Annotated in this window: 20 protein-coding genes; 10 read left to right on the top strand and 10 right to left on the bottom strand. The window is 62.5% G+C overall.

Annotated elements, in window-relative coordinates; all coding sequences use genetic code 11:
- Window positions 1-26: 26 nt before the first annotated feature.
- The 3 genes from HP556_RS19890 to HP556_RS19880 all read right to left on the bottom strand — a co-directional run bounded on the left by HP556_RS19890 (window position 27) and on the right by HP556_RS19880 (window position 2,682).
- A complete protein-coding gene (locus tag HP556_RS19890) occupies window positions 27-833 on the bottom strand; it encodes an enoyl-CoA hydratase-related protein (RefSeq protein ID WP_175368261.1) in 807 nt (268 codons plus the stop codon).
- Between the two features lie 196 nt (window positions 834-1,029).
- Entirely contained in the window at window positions 1,030-1,788 is a 759-nt protein-coding gene (locus tag HP556_RS19885) for an SDR family NAD(P)-dependent oxidoreductase (RefSeq protein ID WP_093756859.1), read from the bottom strand.
- A 228-nt stretch (window positions 1,789-2,016) separates the two neighbouring features.
- The gene (locus HP556_RS19880) at window positions 2,017-2,682 is read right to left on the bottom strand and encodes a TetR family transcriptional regulator (RefSeq protein WP_120291832.1); all 666 of its coding nucleotides are present in this window, start codon (window positions 2,680-2,682) and stop codon (window positions 2,017-2,019) included.
- Window positions 2,683-2,823: 141 nt separating this feature from the next.
- On the opposite strand from HP556_RS19880, the gene HP556_RS19875 reads away from it, so the two are divergent.
- The 3 genes from HP556_RS19875 to HP556_RS19865 all read left to right on the top strand — a co-directional run bounded on the left by HP556_RS19875 (window position 2,824) and on the right by HP556_RS19865 (window position 7,136).
- A complete protein-coding gene (locus HP556_RS19875) occupies window positions 2,824-3,996 on the top strand; it encodes an acetyl-CoA C-acetyltransferase (protein ID WP_175368260.1) in 1,173 nt (390 codons plus the stop codon).
- Window positions 3,997-4,207: 211 nt separating this feature from the next.
- Window positions 4,208-5,752, top strand: a complete 1,545-nt coding sequence (locus tag HP556_RS19870) for an acyl-CoA synthetase (protein ID WP_175368259.1) — start codon at window positions 4,208-4,210, stop codon at window positions 5,750-5,752.
- 64 nt (window positions 5,753-5,816) lie between these two features.
- The gene (locus HP556_RS19865) at window positions 5,817-7,136 is read left to right on the top strand and encodes a cobyrinic acid a,c-diamide synthase CobB (protein WP_175368258.1); all 1,320 of its coding nucleotides are present in this window, start codon (window positions 5,817-5,819) and stop codon (window positions 7,134-7,136) included.
- A 6-nt stretch (window positions 7,137-7,142) separates the two neighbouring features.
- Here HP556_RS19865 and HP556_RS19860 read toward each other — a convergent pair whose 3' ends face one another.
- Window positions 7,143-7,988, bottom strand: coding sequence for a DUF1194 domain-containing protein (locus tag HP556_RS19860; RefSeq protein WP_175368257.1), 846 nt, complete (start codon window positions 7,986-7,988; stop codon window positions 7,143-7,145).
- 220 nt (window positions 7,989-8,208) lie between these two features.
- On the opposite strand from HP556_RS19860, the gene HP556_RS19855 reads away from it, so the two are divergent.
- The 3 genes from HP556_RS19855 (at window position 8,209) to HP556_RS19845 (ending at window position 10,731) form a co-directional block, all read left to right on the top strand.
- On the top strand, window positions 8,209-9,525 hold the full coding sequence (locus HP556_RS19855; RefSeq protein WP_175368256.1) for a tetratricopeptide repeat protein: 1,317 nt from the start codon (window positions 8,209-8,211) through the stop codon (window positions 9,523-9,525).
- A 48-nt stretch (window positions 9,526-9,573) separates the two neighbouring features.
- Window positions 9,574-9,885 (top strand): ATP-dependent Clp protease adapter ClpS, encoded by a 312-nt coding sequence (clpS, locus tag HP556_RS19850; RefSeq protein ID WP_120291842.1) that lies wholly within the window; start codon window positions 9,574-9,576, stop codon window positions 9,883-9,885.
- Window positions 9,886-9,975: 90 nt separating this feature from the next.
- The gene (locus HP556_RS19845; RefSeq protein ID WP_175368255.1) at window positions 9,976-10,731 is read left to right on the top strand and encodes a hypothetical protein; all 756 of its coding nucleotides are present in this window, start codon (window positions 9,976-9,978) and stop codon (window positions 10,729-10,731) included.
- A gap of 2 nt (window positions 10,732-10,733) precedes the next feature.
- Here the strand turns inward: HP556_RS19845 and HP556_RS19840 are convergent, their stop codons facing one another.
- The 4 genes from HP556_RS19840 to fabI all read right to left on the bottom strand — a co-directional run bounded on the left by HP556_RS19840 (window position 10,734) and on the right by fabI (window position 14,569).
- Window positions 10,734-11,924, bottom strand: a complete 1,191-nt coding sequence (locus tag HP556_RS19840) for an adenylate/guanylate cyclase domain-containing protein (protein WP_175368409.1) — start codon at window positions 11,922-11,924, stop codon at window positions 10,734-10,736.
- A 51-nt stretch (window positions 11,925-11,975) separates the two neighbouring features.
- Window positions 11,976-13,061: a chorismate synthase gene (gene aroC / locus HP556_RS19835; protein WP_089265485.1), complete on the bottom strand. Its 1,086-nt coding sequence runs from the start codon at window positions 13,059-13,061 to the stop codon at window positions 11,976-11,978.
- A 75-nt stretch (window positions 13,062-13,136) separates the two neighbouring features.
- Complete coding sequence (locus tag HP556_RS19830) at window positions 13,137-13,736, bottom strand: histidine phosphatase family protein (RefSeq protein ID WP_175368254.1); 600 nt, start codon at window positions 13,734-13,736, stop codon at window positions 13,137-13,139.
- A gap of 11 nt (window positions 13,737-13,747) precedes the next feature.
- Window positions 13,748-14,569, bottom strand: a complete 822-nt coding sequence (fabI, locus tag HP556_RS19825; protein WP_175368253.1) for an enoyl-ACP reductase FabI — start codon at window positions 14,567-14,569, stop codon at window positions 13,748-13,750.
- 226 nt (window positions 14,570-14,795) lie between these two features.
- Between fabI and HP556_RS19820 the strand changes: the two genes are divergently transcribed.
- Entirely contained in the window at window positions 14,796-15,284 is a 489-nt protein-coding gene (locus HP556_RS19820; RefSeq protein ID WP_089265487.1) for an RNA polymerase sigma factor, read from the top strand.
- An 18-nt stretch (window positions 15,285-15,302) separates the two neighbouring features.
- Entirely contained in the window at window positions 15,303-16,076 is a 774-nt protein-coding gene (locus tag HP556_RS19815) for an anti-sigma factor family protein (RefSeq protein WP_175368252.1), read from the top strand.
- A 26-nt stretch (window positions 16,077-16,102) separates the two neighbouring features.
- Here the strand turns inward: HP556_RS19815 and HP556_RS19810 are convergent, their stop codons facing one another.
- On the bottom strand, window positions 16,103-17,077 hold the full coding sequence (locus HP556_RS19810; RefSeq protein ID WP_175368251.1) for a DnaJ C-terminal domain-containing protein: 975 nt from the start codon (window positions 17,075-17,077) through the stop codon (window positions 16,103-16,105).
- A 140-nt stretch (window positions 17,078-17,217) separates the two neighbouring features.
- Entirely contained in the window at window positions 17,218-17,589 is a 372-nt protein-coding gene (locus HP556_RS19805) for an RT0821/Lpp0805 family surface protein (protein WP_338117596.1), read from the bottom strand.
- A 164-nt stretch (window positions 17,590-17,753) separates the two neighbouring features.
- On the opposite strand from HP556_RS19805, the gene pdxH reads away from it, so the two are divergent.
- Entirely contained in the window at window positions 17,754-18,404 is a 651-nt protein-coding gene (gene pdxH, locus HP556_RS19800; RefSeq protein WP_175368250.1) for a pyridoxamine 5'-phosphate oxidase, read from the top strand.
- A gap of 65 nt (window positions 18,405-18,469) precedes the next feature.
- Window positions 18,470-19,189, top strand: coding sequence for an SDR family NAD(P)-dependent oxidoreductase (locus HP556_RS19795; protein ID WP_089265492.1), 720 nt, complete (start codon window positions 18,470-18,472; stop codon window positions 19,187-19,189).
- Window positions 19,190-19,956 lie beyond the last annotated feature (767 nt).

Here is a 19,956-nt window from a genome sequence, read left to right as displayed (position 1 = left end):
TTGTATTCGGTGCGTGAGATCACGCTTCAACGTGTGACGTAAACCGGCTTTCGTTTCTCGATGAATGCGCGAATGCCTTCCTCGAAATCTTCCGAGCGGCTGCACAGCACCTGATTGCGATCTTCCATGGCGATGACGGCCTCGATCGAGCCGGCATCCACGGACATGTTGATGCATTCCTTCGACAGCCGCAGCCCTACCGGCGACGCGGTCATCATCGCATCGACATAGGGCGCAGCGGCAGCTTCGAGTTGACCGTCGTCGACAACTTCCGACACCAACCCAACAGCCAGCGCGCGATCGGCATGGATGAAGCGGCCGGTGAGGATCAGTTCAGAGGCGACGGAGACACCGACGAGACGCGGCAGGAAATAGCTTGAGCCGATGTCGCAGCCGCCGAGGCCGAGCTTGATGAAGGCGCAATTCATGCGCGCTGACTTGGCGGCGATGCGGATATCTGCTGCGAGCGCCAGCGCGAAACCGCCACCGGCGGCAGCCCCCTGCACCAGCGCGATGATCGGCTGCGGACAGCGGCGCATCAGCATCACGATATCCGCGATGCGGCGCTGGGAATCGAGGGATTCGGTGACGGTGCGCGGTGCATTCTGCCCGGAGCGCGCGGCCATTGCGTGTTTGAGATCGAGCCCGGCGCAGAAATTGGCGCCGGCGCCCTTGAGGACGACCACGCGTGTCTTGCGATTGCGCTGCAGGCTTTGGAAGTAGTCGTTCAGTGCGTCGATCAGCACGGGATCGAGCGCGTTGAGACTGTCCGGACGATTAAGCGTCACCCGGTCCACGCCATCGTCGTGTTCGATCAGCAGTGGATTAGACACACGCGCTCTCCCGTTTCACTCGTTGGCGCCTTGCCGACGCTCATTGCCGCGCCCTCTCCCCTTGCGGGAGAGGGCAGCGCAGGAGTTAGAAACAAACTCACTTGGGAGAGGGGTGCCACAACGAGCCCTCTCCCGCCTTCGCTTGCTCAGGCACCCTCTCCCGCGGCGCGCGGCTACGAGGGGAAGAAGACAAGTACTACCGCGGCGCCATACGGATGGCGCCGTCGAGGCGGATGGTTTCGCCGTTCAACATCGGGTTCTCGACGATGTGGACCGCGAGGTTGCCGTATTCCGAGGCGTCGCCGAGGCGGGCCGGATGCGGCACCTGCGCGCCCAGACTGGCGCGGGCTTCCTCGTTGAGGCCCATCAGCAGCGGCGTCAGGAACAGGCCCGGCGCGATGGTGTTGACGCGGATCTTGCTGGAGGCGAGATCGCGGGCAGCCGGCAGCGTGAGGCCGACAACGCCCCCCTTCGAGGCGGAGTAGGCGATCTGGCCGATCTGGCCTTCATAGGCGGCGACGCTGGCGGTGTTGATGATGACGCCGCGCTCCTCGCCGATCGGTTCGGCGGTGGCAAGCTGCTCGGCGAACAGACGCAGGCAGTTGAAGGTTCCGATCAAGTTCACCATGATGACATTGGTGAACTTCTCGAGCGGATAAACGCCCTGCTTGCCGACGATGCGCTGCGAACCGCCGATACCGGCGCAGTTCATCAGCACGCGCGCGGTACCATGCGCAGCCGCTGCCTTGGCGAGCGCCGCCTTCACGTCACTCTCGCTGGTGACATCGCCGACGGTGGCAACGCCCTTAACTTCGGCAGCGACCTTCTCGGCATTGTCCTGCGCGCGGTCGAACACGGCGACCTTGGCGCCTTTGGCAGCCATCGCGCGTGCGGTCGCGGCACCGAGGCCCGAACCACCGCCGGTGATGAATACGGCTACGTCTTTCAACTGCATGGATAGAGCCTTTCCTTGGGCGTTTCTGATCGTTTCTTGAATTCTTGAGTCGCGACGAAGAAGAAAAAGAAGAAGTGGTCCTTGGGCGTTTTCTTGGTTGTTGTTCTTGGAACTGGTCCTTGGGCGTTTCTTATTGTTGGTTCTTGAATTTAGTTCCTTGGGCGTTTCCCGACATTTTTGAATTTTCTTGGCAGTTTTCCTTGGGCCGTTTCTTCTGAGCTCGTGATGTCAGGCCTTGGCGGCCTTCTTGTTTGTGAGGATCCCGCCGAGCAGCATCGCTTCCATATGGGCGACGTAGTCGCGGCAGACTTCATCGGTCACCGGGCCGACGCCAATGGCGCGCGACATGGCATGACGGCTGAAGAACAGGTTGTCGCAGGCGCCGATCAAACTGGTGTAGAACAGCACCGGATCGACCTTGCGAAATTCGCCGGAGTCGAGCCCCTCTGCCAGCAGTCGGCGATGGAAGCCGAGCAGCGGCCCCACGAAGAACTTCGATACTTCATCGGCTGCCTCGTTGCTGCTCTCATGCAGCAAGTAGTGGATCAGCCGGTTCATGTAGGGAAACTGGTAATAGGCCTTGATGATGCCGGCGATGTGCAGCCGCAGTTTTGCGGTGGCCGAGATCGGCTGCGCCAGCAGATATTCCAGATTGGTCATCTCGGTGGCGGCGTCGCGCGCAAGCAGCGCCAGCAGCAGGCCGTCCTTGTTGCCGAAATGATATTTCACCAGCGCCGCATTGACCCCGGACTGCTGCGCAATCTCGCTCAGCGACACCTCGATGGAGTTGCTGGCAATCATCAGCTCGCTCGCCGCGAGCAACAGCTTGTCGGCCGTCGGATTACGGGCAGCGGCGGTTTTCACAGAGGTGCTGGGGTTCAAAGTCGGTGCCATTCGGAGCGCAGATAATACGAACAATCGGCCGCACTCAAGAGTTAATTGACCGATTGACTAAACTCTCCGCGGACACTTAAATCCCGCGCATTCAACGCCACGAAAAACGCCGCCAAACAAGGCAAAAAAGGGAGATCACGCATGGCCGAGGCCTATATCGTCGCCGCTGCACGCACCGCTGGTGGCCGCAAGGGCGGGCGTTTAGCCGGCTGGCACCCGGCCGACCTCGCAGCCTCGGTTTTGAACACGCTGGTTGAACGCACCGGCGCAGATCCCGCCTCGGTTGAGGACGTCATCATGGGCTGCGTCGGCCAGGGCGGCGAGCAGGCGGTCAACGTCGCGCGCAACGCGGTGCTGGCCTCGAAGCTTCCGGAAAGCGTGCCGGGCACCTCCATCGACCGCCAGTGCGGTTCATCGCAGCAGGCGCTGCATTTCGCCGCCCAGGCCGTGATGGCCGGCTCCATGGATATCGTGATCGCCGCCGGCGTCGAGAGCATGACCCGCGTGCCAATGGGCTCGCCAAGCATTCTCGCGTCCAAGGCCGGCATGGGCCACTACAAGAGCCCCGGCATGGAAGCGCGCTATCCCAACATCCAGTTCAGCCAGTTCACCGGCGCCGAGATGGTCGCCGAGAAATACGGACTGTCGAAGGATGACCTCGACACATACGCCTTCGAGAGCCACCAGCGCGCTATTGCGGCGACCGAGGCCGGCCGGTTCAAGGACGAAATCATCCCGCTGCAGATCACCCGCGCCGATGGCTCCGTGGACACCCATCACATCGACGAGGGCATCCGTTTCGATGCGACGCTCGACGGCATTCGCGGCGTCAAGCTGATCGCCGAGAACGGCAAGCTCACCGCAGCATCCGCCAGCCAGATCTGCGATGGTGCGTCGGGCGTGATGGTTGTCAACGAGAAGGGCCTCAAGCAACTCGGCATCAAGCCGCTGGCGCGCATCCACCACATGACCATGATGGGCGGCGATCCCGTGATCATGCTGGAAGCGCCCCTGCCCGCCACCAAGCGCGCGCTCGAAAAGGCCGGAATGAAGATCGACGACATCGACCTGTTCGAAGTCAACGAAGCCTTCGCCTCGATTCCGACGGCCTGGCTGAAGGCCACCGGCGCCGACCCGAAGCGCCTCAACGTCAATGGCGGCGCCATCGCGCTCGGCCATCCGCTCGGCGGCTCCGGTACCAAGCTGATGACCACGCTGGTCCATGCGCTCCAGCAGAACAAGAAGCGCTACGGGCTGCAGACCATGTGCGAAGGCGGCGGCATGGCCAATGTGACGATCGTGGAGCGGTTGTAAGCACTCCGACAACAATGGTGTCGTCCCCGCGAAGGCGGGGACCCATACTCTCGATCGAGATAGCAAGAACGCGGAGGCCGCCGCGTGCCATCTCAACTGAAGGAGGTTATGGATCCCCGCCTTCGCGGGGATGACAACTGAGAGAGCCTACCAAACCACACCACGAGCGGAAAAATCCGCCGGTCTTCGAGGAAACACCAAGGAATTCTCCATGACGCATCCGTCGATTCACGCGAAGACCAGTCCCGACAAGATTGCCTACCGCATGGCCGGCTCCGGCCAGGCGCTCAGCTATCGCGAACTCGACGAATGCTCCAACCGCGGCGCGCAGTTGTTTCGCTCACTCGGCCTGAAGGCCGGCGATCACATCGCGCTCTTGATGGAGAATCGCCTCGACTTCATGGAGATCTGCTGGGCTGCACAGCGCAGCGGGCTGTATTACACGGCGATCAGCCGCTACCTCACGCAGGACGAAATCGCCTATATCGTGAAAGACTGCGGCGCACGGGTCGTCATCACTTCCGAGAAATGCGCCGATGTGGTTGCGCCGCTGATTACCAACGCCGCGGAGCCAATGTTTTATATCGTCGACGGTTCGCGCCCCGGTTTCCGCGACTGGAATACCGCCCTCGCCACTCAGCCCGCCACGCCGATTGCCGACGAGGTTGCCGGCTACGACATGCTGTATTCGTCGGGCACGACGGGCCGCCCCAAGGGCATCAAGCGCGCCTCGGAGAACAATCCGATCGACGTGCCGAATCCGTTCCTGAAGCTGCTCTGCGCGAACATGTGCGGCATGACATCGGACTCGATCTATCTGTCACCGGCGCCGCTGTATCACGCGGCTCCGTTACGTTTTAACATGATGGCGATCACGCTCGGCGGCACGTCGGTGATCATGGAGCATTTCGACGCCGAGGAATTCCTCAAGCTTGTCGAAAAGCACAAGATCACCCAGTCGCAGCTTGTGCCAACCATGTTTGTCCGCATGCTGAAGCTGCCTGATGAAGTCCGTTTGAAATACGACGTCTCTTCATTGAACGGCGCGATCCATGCCGCAGCCCCCTGCCCCGTCGACGTCAAGGCGCGGATGATCGACTGGTGGGGACCGATCCTGATCGAATATTACGCCGGCTCCGAAGGCAACGGCGTCACCGTGTCGAACTCGCAGCAGTGGCTGTCGCATCGCGGGACCGTCGGCAAGGCTGTGGTCGGCAGCGTCAAGATCGTCAATGAAGAAGACCAGGAAGCGCCGACCGGCGAAATCGGCACGGTGTATTTCGCCGATACGCCGCAGTTCAGCTATCACAACGATCCCGAGAAGACGAAGCGCGCCTATAACGCGCGCGGCTGGTCCACCCTCGGCGATGTCGGCTATCTCGACGACGAGGGCTTCCTCTACCTCACCGACCGCAAGTCTTACATGATTATTTCCGGTGGCGTGAACATCTATCCGCAGGAGACCGAGGACGTTCTCATCACGCATCCGGACATCGCCGATGTTGCGGTGTTCGGCGTGCCGAACGAGGAGATGGGCGAAGAGGTCAAGGCCGTGGTGCAGCCGCACGACATGAGCCGCGCCGGCAAGGCGCTGGAGGCCGAATTGATCTTGTACTGCCGCAAGCATCTGTCCCCGATCAAATGCCCCAAGAGCATCGACTTCGAGGCCGAACTGCCACGCACGCCGACCGGCAAACTGGTGAAGCGCCATTTGCGGGACAAGTACTGGCCGAAGAGCGAAAAGGCGTCTGCCTAGACCTCGCCCTTGCGGCATCGCAGTCGCCGCGGTAATCCGCCGCGATGTCGCAAGTTCATCCATCATGACCGCCGGCCTGCTGGTCTCCGCAGCGCGATCCGGCGCGGGCAAGACCACGGTCACGCTCGGCCTGCTCGCCGCACTGGCGCGGCGCGGCATGGTACTGCGCGCGGCCAAGGCCGGGCCCGATTATATCGACCCTGCCTTTCACGCGGTCGCCACCGGCGCTCCCTGCATCAATCTCGATAGCTGGACCATGCCGCCCTTGCTGCTGCAGGCGCTGATGGCTGGCACCATCGAAGCCGCCGATCTGCTGGTGGTCGAAGGCGTCATGGGCCTGTTCGACGGCGTGCCCGGCGTCGCCGACCGCGACGGCAGCAGTGCCAGCATCGCCGCGCGGTTCAAGTTGCCGGTGCTGCTGGTGCTCGACGTGACCGCGCAATCGCAATCAGCAGCCGCTATGGTGCGCGGCTTTGCCAGTCATCGTCCTGACGTCCGCGTCGCCGGTGTGATCCTGAACCGCGTCGGCAGCGACCGACATCGCCGCCTCATCACGGATGCCATCGCGCCACTCGGCATCCCCGTCGTCGGTGCCATTCCGCGGGATGCCGCGCTGGCGCTGCCGGAGCGCCATCTCGGCCTGATCCAGGCCGGCGAACATGGCAACCTTGCCACACGGATGGGCGTTCTCGCCGACATGGCGGAGAAGCACCTCGATCTCGATGCCATCATCGCGCTGGCCGCCCCCATCGAGCGGGAGCCCACGCTCAATGCCACGCCAGCATTGCCACCGCCTGGTCAACGCATTGCGCTTGCCGTCGATGCCGCATTCACTTTCATCTATCCGCACCTGATCGATGGCTGGCGCAACGCGGGCGCGGAGATCCTGCGCTTCTCCCCGCTGGCCAATGAAGCTCCCCCGGATGATTGCGATAGCTGCTGGCTGCCAGGCGGTTATCCCGAACTTCACGTGGCGACGCTTGCCTCGGCGCAAAAATTCCGCGACGGGCTGGTGCGCTTCGCACAGACACGTTCGGTCCACGGCGAGTGCGGCGGCTATATGGTGCTCGGTGAAGGCCTGGAGGATGCCGACGGCAACCGGCATGAGATGACGGGGCTGCTCAGCCACACGACGAGTTTCCACAAGCGGCGCTTGCATCTCGGCTATCGCGAGGCGCGATTGCTATCCGACAGTCCGATCGGACCAAAGGGATCGCTCATCCGCGGCCATGAATTTCACTATGCGTCACTGATTGATCCGGGCAGCGACGACCCGCTGGTCGATCTCCGCAACGCGCAGGCCGAACCCATGGCAGAACGCGGCGGACGGCGCGGCCATGTCACCGGCACGTTTTTCCACGCGATTGCGCGGGTCGATGGCTAACGGGAACTAACGCCCCCAGCGATCCTGCCAGATCTTCTCGCCGATCAGGCAGTTGACGCGGGGCTCCTTCGTCGTGTTGGCGACAGGAATCGCGCGCGGCTCGGGCATCAATCCTGCGACTTCCAACACCAGTTTGGTGCGGATCGCTTCCTTGAATTTGTCGCGCTCCTTGATCGGCACCACGAAGGAGCCCGCGCCGCCGATCACGCAGTCCTCGTAATAGAGATCGAGATTTTCGATATCCATGGTCGAGTAGGACAGTTCCTTGGCCATGATCGGCAGGCCGTTGATGACGATGCCTTTCGCGACTGCCTCGTCGCGTGCGACCGTCACCGGTCCTCCATTGTTGTTCGGCCCATCGCCCGAGATATCGATGACCCGGCGCAGACCGTGCAGCGCATTTTCGTCGAACAGCGGCATGGCATAGTAGATCGCGCCCGAGATCGAGGTCCGCGATGCCCGGCGGATCGGTGTCTTCATGATTTCGGATGCCACCGCGTCGGCGGATTCAGGACCATCGATGACACGCCAGGGAATAATCAGCTTCTGGTCTGACGATGCCGCCCATTCGAAATAAGTGACCGCAATCTTGCCTGTCGGGCCACTCTTGAGCGCGGTAAGAAATTCCTTGGAGACGATGGCTTGGGCATAGCCTTCGCGCTGGATCGCCAGCTCGTCCATATCCATCGAATAGGAAACGTCGACCGCCAGCACCAGTTCGACATCGACCACGGGGTCCTGCTTGCTCTGGACAAACTGCGCTTTCGGGCCTGTCGCAGCCATGCTCGCGACGTCGCCGCCGGCCATCGCTCCCGCGACGAGTACCGCTCCAATCGAGACACACCAGCGCATAGCGGCCCTCCCGTTGAGAATCGAATGGTGACATGCAAATGACGAGCCGCAAAGCAGGAACCTGCAGGCATGTTCACAATCCGGTCATGGCGGCTCTGCCGCTGCGGCAGAGTTAACGGGCGCCTGCCCCCGGATTTGAACGGTTTGCACGTTCGCGCGACAAAGCTAGCGCAGGATGTCGCCAACGCCACATCCACTATTGCCGACCAGAATGGCCGACATGAGTGCCGCCTTGAACGCGCCGATGAACGGTGGCCGCCAGCCCGCAGCGCGGCACGCAATCGTGTGGGCCGTACTGCTCGCTTGCATCGGCGCAGCGATCGCTTTGTTCGTTTCAACACCTGCCGAACAGCGCAAGACAGGGGCCGCCGAACAGGACGAACCTATTCAGCCGTTCGGCGCCAACGCAGCCAACGAATGCCGCCGTCTTTTGCGGAACGCCACCGAATACCTCCCCGAGCAACAAGAGAAGCTGCGTTACCGGATGCGCCAGGCCGCCTGCAGCGAAGCATTCGCTGCAGCTCCGGACGATGTCCGCAACAAGGTGGCCTTTGCTCAATCGCTGCCGCATGAACGGCGCGCCGAGGCGGTCGCACTGTTGCGCGAGGCCGCAGCCCGGAACGACGGCGAGGCAAATTACGCAATCTATGAGTCGCACAATTCATGGGACTATCATCTTGATCGCCCGCAACTGATTGCGCGCGACGAGGCACAGCACGCGCTGATCAAGGCAGCCGAACTGGACAACCCGTCAGCGGTAAACAGGCTCGCCATCCTCTATGGCCGTGGCGGCATCGTAAAGCGGGCCCCCTCGGCCGAACGATACTGGACCGAGCGCGTGCTTCGGTTGCCGCTGCCGGAGAACGTCACCCGTGCGGACCAGCAGATCAGGCTTGCCCGGCTTCTCGCGCGATCCCCGCAGCCGGACGAGCAGACCCTCGGCCGGGATTTACTCGAACGTCTCGCCCAAGGCGGCTCGTTTGGCGCCAAGGCGGCGCTGGCTGAAGCCACGCGTCCCAACGATCCCGTGCGCGCCCGCAAACTATTTGAAGAGGCTGCGCGCGATCATCTGGGAGGCGATACCGATCTGGCGCAGATGCTGCTCGATGGCGAAGGCGGCTCCGCCGATCCGAAGCGCGCGCTATCGATCTTGCAAAGCCAGCGCCATCAAGCGAGCGCGAGTGGCCTGCTCGGCCAGCTTTATCTCGATGGAAAGCTGGTGCCACGCGACGTGCCAAAGGGGATCGACTTGCTGATCACTGCCGGGGTTTGGGATTACGACTCCCGGCTAAAGGCCCTGCGGTTGCTGGCCGGCCATCCGCAGATTCAGATCTCTTCGCTTAACATCGTTCTGTTTGAGGCAGTTCAGGCTGCGGAACTTGGCGAGCCCGACGCACTCGCCGCATTGGTCGATCTCAAACTATCGCAGAACCCGCAGTTTCGCGACGTCCCCGGAGCCTGTAAACTGAAGCCAATGGCCGTGCAGCGCGGCGATCAGGATGCCGTGCAACGCCTCAAGGATTGCCCGGCCGACTGACCATCCTCGCGCCGCCGCCACAGAGCGCGATCGTCCGGATGAGTGTGCATGCCCGAGAGTGTCACCGCCCCGCAGACCAAGACTAAGACCAAGCCGAAGGTCGAGCGGCCGAAATTGTACAAGGTTATCCTCGTCAATGATGACTTCACGCCCCGGGAGTTCGTCGTGCGGGTGCTGAAGGCGGAATTTCGCATGTCCGAGGATCAAGCCGCCAAGGTAATGATGACGGCGCATCAACGCGGCGTCTGCGTCGTCGCCGTGTTCACCCGTGACGTCGCCGAGACCAAGGCGACCCGCGCGACAGATGCCGGCCGCGCCAAGGGCTATCCGCTTCTGTTCACGACCGAGCCGGAAGAATAGGACGTGGCGCTTCTGCTTTGGCCACCAAGACGATAAAAATTTAACGATCGGCTCAATCCGAGGTTGGGCGGCATGTGGCAAGCTCGCCAGATGTCGATTGCACTCCGCAAGCAATATGTATCCCGGCCGGAATTGTCGTTCGGGCCTTTGCGCTTCATCGAATGCCTGCCTTGGCTCGTGCTGGCAGCGGGAATGCGCGTGATCGCGTTCAGCGGTGGCGTTATCGCCTTGCCGGCCATCTTCGTCGCCACGGTTGCCGTTCTTCTCGCGTTTCTGGTGACCGCACGGCGGTCGATCGAGCTTGCCGACGGCGAGACCCATCTCGGAGCCATGACGTTCGAGGATGAATTCCGACTATCGCTGCGCATTCTGGTGCGTATCGGCGCGCTGATGCTTGTAGCAAGCATGATCTCTGTATCGCTCGGGATCTCGCCGCTGGACCTGAACTTCATGGGCGGCATCGATGGCATGGCGTTCGATCAGCCGACGGCGGCCGGAAAGATCTGGAATGCCTCCATCGCCACGCTGATCTTGCTGATGATCGTCGGCGTCGAACGCCATGACAACAGGGTTCGTTTCTTCGCGGCTTGCCGTGAATTCGCCAGGCGAAGCGCGTGGCTCGGCGTGGGCCTTCTGGTCCTGACCGCCGCCTATTTCGGCCTCGGTTTTGTCCAGGGTCTCGTTCGCAACGCGATTGCGATCTACGGGCAGGCGCCGACGACGAACACCTTCATCCGAAACCTGATCTTCTTCGTCTTTATCTTCAGCTTCGCGATGCTGCGGCTTTGGGTGACCCTGATGATCCTGACCGCGGCCCTCAAGCAATCCCATCTGCGCGGCGACTGACCTCAGCCGGCGACCGCGGTTTCATCGCCCAATCCATAGACCTGCTCGGCCTTGGCGAAGCCAGCGATGGGAAATTCACCGAGATCGGCCCAGTCGGCGTCTGTCGCACCAGCAAAAGCGGTCGACGCGACCACTGTACGATGCAGCCTGCCCGCGATCTTCTCCAGACGTGCGGCGAGGTTCACCGCCGGGCCGATACAGGTGAAGTCGAGCCGGTTGCCGCCGCCGATATTGCCGTAAAGTACCTTGCCGACATGCAGTGCCAGACCGAAGCGAAAGCGCTCTTCGGCACCTGCCGCATCCGACCAGCGCAGCGCTTCAACGGCAGCGCTGGCTTCACGCGCAGCCTCCAGCGCATGACCGCAAACCATCGAACGATCCGTATCATCCTCAGCAATGGGAAACACGGCCAGCAGGCCATCGCCCATGAATTTGAGCACTTCGCCGCCATGCTTGAGGATCGCAGGCACCTGACAATCGAAGTAAAGGTTGAGAATCTCGACGACGCTTTCCGGCGGCAATCGATCCGACAGCGCTGTAAAGCCGCGCAGATCCGACAACCAGATCGCTGCGCGCATGGTCTCGGTGTGGCCCCGTCGGATCTGACCACCGAGAATACGTCCGCCAGCGCGATTGCCCACATAGGTATCGAGCAGTGTCACCGTCACTCGTCGTATGCCGATGACCTCGATCAACCGCGCCAATGTCGGCAGCACCGTTTTCAAGGCAGCAAGCTGCTCGTCCGTAAAACCGCCAGGCTGCTTCGTGGTCCAGCTTGATGCGTGGAGCATGTTGTCGACGAAGGTGAGCGGGATCGCGATGTAGTCGGTAACGCCTTCGGCGCGCATATCGTCGAAAAAAGGAAAGGGTGTGGTTGATGGCTCATGAAGTCGGCTGCGAACCTCGACACCTTCACGGAAGACCAGCGCAAGCGGACTGCTGAGGAATTCAGGCGCCTCCTGAATGTCGAAATCAACCGAGCTGAGGACCACCCCGGTCTCCGGACGCCAGATGAAATTTCGGCCGAAGATTTCCGGGTGCAGGGTGCGGATGAAGATGCCGACGCGGTATAGCGGCAGCCCCGCAGCGACAAGCCGTTCGCAACATTCCGCCATCATGCGCGATGGCGTCGGCGCGGATCGCGCACCGTCACTGAGCCAGTCGATGATCTCTCTGAGCTTGTCGGGCAACACGGCTGGCACTTTCAAACTCGCGCGAACGCGGGCTTCGGTCAGTCACTTACTCTAGCCGACCTGTCCGCGATGCCGAATGAAATGATCGGCGAGCACACAAGCGGCCATGGCTTCCGCCACCGGCACGGCGCGGATGCCGACGCAGGGATCATGACGACCCTTGGTCAGGATGTCCGTATCGGCGCCATTGCGATCGACGGTCTTGCGCGGCGACAGGATCGACGAAGTCGGCTTCACTGCAAAACGTGCCACGACCGGCTGGCCTGTGGAAATGCCGCCGAGGATGCCGCCAGCATGGTTTGAGAGAAATGACGGGCCGTGATTGGTCATGCGCATCTCGTCGGCATTGTCCTCGCCGGACAATTCCGCAGCACCGAAACCGTCGCCGATCTCGACACCCTTCACCGCATTGATGCTCATCAGCGCCGCTGCCAGATCGCCGTCGAGCTTGGCGTAAATGGGAGCCCCCAATCCCGCCGGCACGCCGTCGGCGACCACCTCGATCACCGCACCGATCGACGAGCCGGATTTCCGGATGCCGTCGAGATAGCTTTCGAAGAAGGCGGCCTTGTCCTTGTCCGGGCAGAAGAAGGGATTGCGGGCGACCTCGTCCCAATCCCAATTGCCGCGGTCGATCTTGTGCGGTCCCATCTGCACCAGCGCCGCACGCACCGTCATTCCGGGCACGATCTTGCGCGCGATCGCGCCGGCCGCAACACGCGTCGCCGTCTCGCGGGCCGACGAACGGCCACCGCCGCGATAATCGCGCAACCCGTATTTGGCTTCATAGGTGAAGTCGGCATGACCAGGCCGAAACTTGTCCTTGATGTCCGAATAGTCCTTCGAGCGCTGGTCGGTGTTCTCGATCAGCAGCGCGATCGGCGTCCCCGTCGTGACCTGCACACCGGTTTCCGGATGCGCCATGACCCCGGACAGGATCTTGACCGCATCGGCCTCCTGCCGCTGCGTGGTGAAGCGCGACTGGCCGGGACGGCGGCGATCGAGATCGGCCTGGATCTCGGCAACATCCAGCGGGATCAGCGGCGGACAGCCATCGACCACGCAGCCGATCGCCACCCCGTGGCTCTCGCCAAAGGTGGTGACACGGAACATGTGGCCGAAGGTGTTGTGGGACATGGGGCGCTCGCTGCTTGAGCAGATGTCGTAACGCGGGCCGTCCGAGGGGTCAAATCGCCCGGTCAGCCGCAATGCTTAACTAAACTTGTCCATCCCGTCGGCGTTGAACACGTAGACCGCGCCCTGCTGGATCGGCAGCTCACTGACCCCGTCCGGAGTCTCAAGGCCCAGCGCCACCATTAGCGCCCGCGCCGTACCGCCATGGGCAACGGCAACGGTATCGCCCGTCAGGCCGTCAACCCATTCGCGCATCCGGAGTTGCACCTCAGCATAGCTCTCGCCGCCCGGCGCCGGCAGGCTCCATTTGTCCAGAAGACGTGCCGCAAAGATGTCGGGATGCGCAGCTTCCTGCTCGGCCAACGTGAATCCTTCCCAGTGGCCGAAGCCGATCTCACGCAGACGATCGTCGAGGCCGTAGTCGTCATGCGGCAGATCCAGCTTGCCGCGCACCAATTCCATGGTGTTGCGCGCGCGGCCGAGCGGACTGGAGACGAATGCGACATCGCCGTTGGTGCGCCCGTCGCGCGCCAGCAGATCTTTAAGGACACCACCGGCATGCGCCGCCTGCTCACGACCGAGATCGTTGAGCGGAATGTCCTTCGAGCCCTGAAAGCGACCGGCGGCATTCCATTCGGTCTGACCGTGGCGAATATAATAGATCGTTGGTTTCGGCATGGACTAAGCGATCAGTCCTTGCCGCCCATCGAGATATCCGGCGCATCCGGCACCTTGGTGCCGAGCACGTGATAGCCAGCATCGACGTGATGCACTTCGCCGGTGACGCCAGAGGACAGGTCAGACAGGAAATACATCGAGCTCTGGCCGACTTCGTCGATCGAGACGTTCTTGCGCAGCGGCGCATTGACCTCGTTGTATTTCAGCAGATAGCGGGAGTCGGCAATCCCTGCGAAGGCCAGCGTCTTGATCGGGCCGGCGGAGATCGCATTGACGCGGATGCCCTTCTCGCCCAGGTCAGCCGCCAGATAGCGCACGCTGGCTTCGAGCGCGGCCTTGGCGACGCCCATCACGTTGTAGTTCGGCATCCACTTCTCGGCGCCGTAATAAGTCAGCGTGATGATCGAACCACCGTCGGTCATTAGTTTCTCGGCGCGCTGCGCAACCGCGGTCAGCGAATAGCAGGAGATGAGCATGCTCTTGCTGAAGTTCTCCGCCGTGGTGTCGACATAGCGGCCCTCGAGCTCGTTCTTGTCGGAAAACGCAATGGCATGGACGACGAAGTCGATCTTGCCCCACTTCACCTTGAGCTCGTCGAACACCGCATCGATGGTCGCGGCATCCGTGACGTCGCAATGACCAAGCACGAGCGCGCCCAGTTCCGCCGCCAGCGGCTCCACGCGCTTCTTCAGCGCATCGCCCTGATAGGTCAGCGCGATTTCGGCGCCCTGCGCCTGGCACGCCTTGGCAATGCCCCAGGCGATGGAACGGTTATTGGCCACGCCGAGAATGACGCCGCGCTTGCCCTTCATCAGGCCTGAAACTTCGCTCATATCACATCCTATTTGCTTGGCTGATAACTTGGCAGTCCATACCGATCTGCCCTTGGGGGTACACCAGCACTTGCGTCCGGTACAGCCCAAAAGCCCGGTTATGTGGCTGTTTACCGTCCGGGGCTTAACGCCGGAATAGACGGTCCGCCAAGGTGTTATGATAGATGCGGCGCAATTGCGGACCGCCCAAGATACCGTCAGGATTGCAACGGATGGCACGAGCCCCATGAGCGCCTTTCGCGAAAGCGTTGAGAGCATGATTCCGGCGCTGCGCCGCTATGCGCGAGCGCTGGCGCGTGACACCGACATTGCCGACGACCTGGTGCAGGACACGCTGGTGCGCGCGCTGCGCTCGGAAAAACTGTTCATCGGCGGTGACCTCAGAAGCTGGCTCTATACGATCCTGACCAACCTGAACCGCAACCGCCGCCGCTCGCTGGCGCGCAAGCCGGTCTTCACCGAACTGTTCGACAACAATCCGGATGCCAGCGGCACCGAAGCCGAAGGGCGCGACATCTCGCGCGCCCTTGCCGCCCTCGTCGAAGAGCAGCGCTCGGTGCTGCTGCTCGTGATGCTCGAGGGCCTGAGCTACCGCGAAGTCGCCGACATCCAGGGCGTGCCGATCGGCACCGTGATGTCGCGCCTCGCCCGCGCCCGCGCCCATGTCAAAGCCTATCTCGACGGCGAGCGCCCGGCGCTGCGCGCGGTCAAATGATTTAAAGGGAAGATGATAATGACCGGACCGAACATTCCCGTGACCGAAGACGAATTGCACGCCTTCGTCGACAATGAATTGCCGGCTGAGCGCCGCGCCGATGTCGAGGCATGGCTTACGACACATCCCGACGATGCCGAGCGCGTCGCATCATGGCGCGCGATGGCCGAGTTGCTGCATGCCCGTTACGATTCGATCGCCGACGAGGCAGTGCCAAAGCGGCTGGAAATCGAGCGACTGGTTCAGCAGCCGCGGCGCTGGGTCTACGGCGCAGTCGCCGCAACGCTGGTCGCCTTCGTTGCAGGTGGCAGCGCGGGCTGGGTCGCACGCGGCGCAGCGACCACGCCGTCGATATTCCGGAGTTTCACGGTGGATGCGCTCGGTGCGCACCGGACTTATGTGGTCGAAGTCCGTCATCCGGTCGAAGTCGCAGCCAATGAACGCGCACACCTGCAGCAGTGGCTGTCGAAGCGAGTTGGCTATGAGATCAAGGCACCCGAACTTGAGGTGGCCGGATTGAAGCTGGTTGGCGGACGCTTGCTGCCCGGCCCCGAAGCGCCTGCGGCCTTCTTCATGTATGAGAGCCCGTCGGGCGAGCGCTACACGCTCTACACTTCGCGTGCGGCGAAAGCCGACGCCACCCAGATGCGCTATGCCGCGCAGGACAAGGACGGCGCCATGTTCTGGGCTGACAAGGGCGTCGGCTATGTCGTGTCAGGCCCGACCGACAAGGACCGGCTCAACCAGGTCGCCCGCCAGATCTATGACCAGACGGAGAAGATCGGGGGATGAGGACAGCGAGCTGATCGCTGCTCGCCTCACCCCAAATCACTCCGCGGATGATACGGGTGCCCGTCGCGCCACTTCTCCATCAGGGCTTCCAGTTCGGCGTCGTTGCCGTCCGGCAGCATGATCCTGGTGGTGAAGTAGAGATCGCCCGCGGCGCCTCCCGCCAGCGGCAGGCCCTTGCCCTTCAAGCGAAACACCCGTCCGCTCGACGTGTTCTTCGGAATTGAAAGCTCCACGGCGCCGGTGAGTGTCGGCGCGCGCACCTTGGCCCCCAGCACGGCTTCGTAAAGCGTGATCGGCAGATCGACGCGCAGGTCGTTGCCATCCACCTCGAAGAAGGAATGGGGAGCGATAGTGACGGTGATCATCAGATCGCCGGGACGATGTCCTGGCGCGCTTTCGCCCTGGCCGCGGAGCCGGATCTGCTGGCCCGACGTGACGCCGGCCGGTATCTTGACGTTCAGTTCCTTGCCGGACGGCAGGCGCACGCGCTTCTCGGCGCCCTTCACAGATTCTTCCAGCGTCACCGTCATGGCGACGTTCAGATCCAGATCGGGCATCCCGCCGGCATAGCCACCGGTATCGAATTCAAAGCCCTGCGCGCCGGGACGCGCGCCGCGCGGGCTGGCGCCGCCGAACATGCTGTTGAGGATATCCTCGAAACCGCCACCGGCACCGCCGGGAAAGCCCTGCTGCGCACCGGGACCGCCGCGGAAAGCATGCTCGAAGCCGCGCTGCGACGCGCCGGCGCGGCCGCCGCCCGGAAATCCCTGGAAGCGTGCTTTACCCTCGGCATCGATCTCGCCGCGGTCGAACTGCTTGCGCTTGTCCTCGTCGCCGATGATCTCGTTGGCCGCATTCAATTCCGAAAACCGGTCGGCGGCTTTCGGATCGTCCTTGTTGCTGTCGGGATGATGCTTCTTGGCGAGCTTGCGATAGGCACTCTTGATCGCCGCAGCGCTGGCGCCCCGCTGCACCCCCAAGACCTCATAGGGGTCGCGCATCCGTCGTCTCTCCTTCAGGTAACTAAAAGGCGGGCAATCGGCCCGCATGTTGGGTTTGCGGGCCACGGCCCGCCTGCTTCTTCATCTGGTGACTTCGTGTCATTTTTGCAACTCGGCCGCAAGCGGCCCGCCGGTGAAAACTAGCTCCGTTTCCACGGCTTCAGCGTATGCACGTCCCAGCTGCCGCGGTCACCCTTACAGGCCGCACCTTGCATCCAGCTTTCGCTGGTGCCGTTGACATAGCTGGCCAGAAAATCCCTGCAGGTGCGACCTTCCGCGACATAGGCACTGGACAGAGGCGTCACCGATCCGCGCGCGCCGGTCGACGGGTTTTCCCACGGCTGGCTGGAATCCTTGCTGCCCTTGGTGAGCACATCCGAGGCCGCCGTACGCGTCAGGACCAGATCGGCTTCGGTAGGCTCGTAATTGGTGGCCTGGACGGATGCCGGCGAAATCGAACCGGTGACATCGCCGCCCTCCATCCTGGCCAGCGCGGACTCGTTTCGGCCCATACTGCAACCACCGAGGGTGCTGCCGATAAGAATTGCTGTCAAAGCCGCACCGAGCGGGCAGATGGCCGATAGGCCAATGCGTTGCCGTATCCTATATAGGTCTTGCCTATGCAGGGGCAGCAGCGAGCTCTCTACAACAGGCCAACGCAAGCGGAACTCCGGACATGACCGACACGACCTCCCCCATCAAAGACTCAACTCCGTTAACGTCAGGTGATTTTACGGCCGCTGCGGAACCATTTGCGCTGTTTTCCGAGTGGTTTACCGAGGCGAAGGCGTCCGAGCCCAACGATCCGAACGCGATGGCGCTGGCCACCGTCGACGCCGACGGCCTGCCGGATGTCCGCATGGTGCTGATGAAGGGCTACGACACCGACGGCTTCGTGTTCTACAGCCACATCGCCAGCCAGAAGGGTCAGGAGCTCGCCGCCAATCCCAAGGCAGCGCTACTGTTTCACTGGAAGTCGCTGCGCCGGCAGGTCCGCATTCGCGGTCCCGTCACCCGCGTGACCGATGCCGAGGCCGACGAGTATTTCTCGACCCGCCCGAAACAGGCGCAGATCGGCGCCTGGGCGAGCAAGCAGTCGCAGCCGCTGGAAAGCCGCTTTGCCTTCGAACAGGCCATCGCCAAGGAAGGCGCAAAGCACCTGATCGGCGCCGTTCCGCGTCCGCCAGGCTGGAGCGGATGGCGCATCACGCCACAGCGGTTCGAATTCTGGCACGACCGCCCGTATCGCCTGCACGACCGCATCGAATTCCGCCGCGACACCGCGGCACCAGATACGTCCTGGACCAAGGTGAGACTGTATCCGTGAACGCCGACAACGAGACGAGAACCAGACCCGTGAGCCATCCAGGATCGAACGCGCCCAAGCGCACCATGCTGCTCACCGGCGCAAGCCGCGGCATCGGTCATGCCACCGTGATGCGCTTTTCAAGCGCCGGCTGGCGTGTGCTGACCTGTTCGCGGCATCCGTTTCCGGAAGTCTGCCCATGGGATGCCGGCCCCGAAGATCACATCCAGGTCGACCTCGCCGACCATGACGACACCGTCCGCGCCATCGACGACATCAAGGAACGGCTGAACGGCGGCGCGCTGCATGCGCTGGTGAACAATGCCGCCATCTCGCCGAAGGCCGAAGGTGGCGCGCGCATGGGCTCGATCGATACTGACGTCGCGACCTGGAGCCATGTCTTCAACGTCAACTTCTTCGCACCGATCATGATGGCCCGCGGGCTGATCGAGCAGTTGAAGGCTGCGAAGGGCTCAGTGGTGAATGTCACCTCGATCGCCGGCTCGCGCGTGCATCCGTTTGCCGGTGCGGCCTATGCCACATCGAAAGCGGCGCTGGCGTCGCTGACCCGCGAAATGGCGTCGGATTTCGGCCGCCTCGGCATCCGCGTCAACGCCATCGCGCCGGGCGAGATCGACACCTCGATCCTCTCGCCGGGCACGCAGACCATCGTCGATCAGCAGATCCCGCTGCATCGGCTCGGCACGCCCGACGAAGTCGCCAAGATCATCTATGTGCTGTGTACGGAAACGAGTTCATACGTGAACGGCGCCGAGATCCACATCAATGGCGGCCAGCACGTCTGATCAGCGGTAACGGGTGGGGAATAGTCATGCTGAGGACCGCGCCATTCTGGCGCTCCTCGAAAAGCGCGGGATTTTCTAGTCCGCGTAAAATTTCCGCGGCATCGGCGCAGCCGCGCTGATCCCCGCGCTGGAACAATCGTCTTCGGATTCGCCGTCCATCAACCCGGCACCACAATGCCGGCAGGTACGCGCAGACATCGCCTGCGCCCGACCGTTGGCCATGCGCGCCTGTTGATAGGACCTGAGATCGACGACGTTCCGTCCCGATGTTTCTGTTTTGTCAACCATTGCTGTCCTCATCGCTTCTGACAGCGTTATGACAGCAACCATTAGCGCAACCGTTCAGCGGAACGCTCGAATTTTACCGGATAAATTGTGGCGGGAATCGCGCGAAGCCTATGATCATTGGGCTTTTCGAACACGCATCATGAATGCGTTTTGATAGTTGGAAAAAGATTCAGACACCCGCGCCTTTATGATCCCGCGAGCGCATGCTCGGGGTTGTCTAAGCGGTGTCCCCTCCTGAAACATGAGGGGTGGCAGCGCGCCTGACGACGCGAAATGGTGGTAATTTTCGCGATCCGCTCCGCCGGAACGCCGGCAAGCTGCAACCGCGCAACGCCATCCGGCGCGCCACCGCGGCGATTTCTGTCCCCGGGACCGTTCTTCCGGGCAAAGGCGCAGAGCTCCGCACTCCGCTGATCCCGACGGTTTCCCGCCGTTCACCAATGCCACGTCCAGCCAGCATGAGTGGCAGACCCCCGTAG

The organism is Tardiphaga robiniae, from assembly GCF_013359755.1.
Taxonomy (GTDB): domain Bacteria; phylum Pseudomonadota; class Alphaproteobacteria; order Rhizobiales; family Xanthobacteraceae; genus Tardiphaga; species Tardiphaga robiniae.
The sequence above is the reverse complement of the archived record's forward strand: the minus strand, read 5'-3'. Positions and strand labels throughout refer to the sequence as shown.

Excerpts from the sequence above, each read along its gene's own strand:
- HP556_RS19885 (WP_093756859.1), bottom strand. The coding sequence starts at position 1,788 with ATGCAGTTGAAAGACGTAGCCGTATTCATCACCGGCGGTGGTTCGGGC.
- HP556_RS19880 (WP_120291832.1), bottom strand. The coding sequence starts at position 2,682 with ATGGCACCGACTTTGAACCCCAGCACCTCTGTGAAAACCGCCGCTGCC.
- HP556_RS19875 (WP_175368260.1), top strand. The coding sequence starts at position 2,824 with ATGGCCGAGGCCTATATCGTCGCCGCTGCACGCACCGCTGGTGGCCGC.
- HP556_RS19870 (WP_175368259.1), top strand. The coding sequence starts at position 4,208 with ATGACGCATCCGTCGATTCACGCGAAGACCAGTCCCGACAAGATTGCC.
- HP556_RS19865 (WP_175368258.1), top strand. The coding sequence starts at position 5,817 with ATGACCGCCGGCCTGCTGGTCTCCGCAGCGCGATCCGGCGCGGGCAAG.
- HP556_RS19860 (WP_175368257.1), bottom strand. The coding sequence starts at position 7,988 with ATGCGCTGGTGTGTCTCGATTGGAGCGGTACTCGTCGCGGGAGCGATG.
- HP556_RS19855 (WP_175368256.1), top strand. The coding sequence starts at position 8,209 with ATGAGTGCCGCCTTGAACGCGCCGATGAACGGTGGCCGCCAGCCCGCA.
- clpS (WP_120291842.1), top strand. The coding sequence starts at position 9,574 with ATGCCCGAGAGTGTCACCGCCCCGCAGACCAAGACTAAGACCAAGCCG.
- HP556_RS19845 (WP_175368255.1), top strand. The coding sequence starts at position 9,976 with ATGTCGATTGCACTCCGCAAGCAATATGTATCCCGGCCGGAATTGTCG.
- aroC (WP_089265485.1), bottom strand. The coding sequence starts at position 13,061 with ATGTCCCACAACACCTTCGGCCACATGTTCCGTGTCACCACCTTTGGC.
- HP556_RS19830 (WP_175368254.1), bottom strand. The coding sequence starts at position 13,736 with ATGCCGAAACCAACGATCTATTATATTCGCCACGGTCAGACCGAATGG.
- fabI (WP_175368253.1), bottom strand. The coding sequence starts at position 14,569 with ATGAGCGAAGTTTCAGGCCTGATGAAGGGCAAGCGCGGCGTCATTCTC.
- HP556_RS19820 (WP_089265487.1), top strand. The coding sequence starts at position 14,796 with ATGAGCGCCTTTCGCGAAAGCGTTGAGAGCATGATTCCGGCGCTGCGC.
- HP556_RS19815 (WP_175368252.1), top strand. The coding sequence starts at position 15,303 with ATGACCGGACCGAACATTCCCGTGACCGAAGACGAATTGCACGCCTTC.
- HP556_RS19810 (WP_175368251.1), bottom strand. The coding sequence starts at position 17,077 with ATGCGCGACCCCTATGAGGTCTTGGGGGTGCAGCGGGGCGCCAGCGCT.
- HP556_RS19805 (WP_338117596.1), bottom strand. The coding sequence starts at position 17,589 with ATGGGCCGAAACGAGTCCGCGCTGGCCAGGATGGAGGGCGGCGATGTC.
- pdxH (WP_175368250.1), top strand. The coding sequence starts at position 17,754 with ATGACCGACACGACCTCCCCCATCAAAGACTCAACTCCGTTAACGTCA.
- HP556_RS19795 (WP_089265492.1), top strand. The coding sequence starts at position 18,470 with ATGCTGCTCACCGGCGCAAGCCGCGGCATCGGTCATGCCACCGTGATG.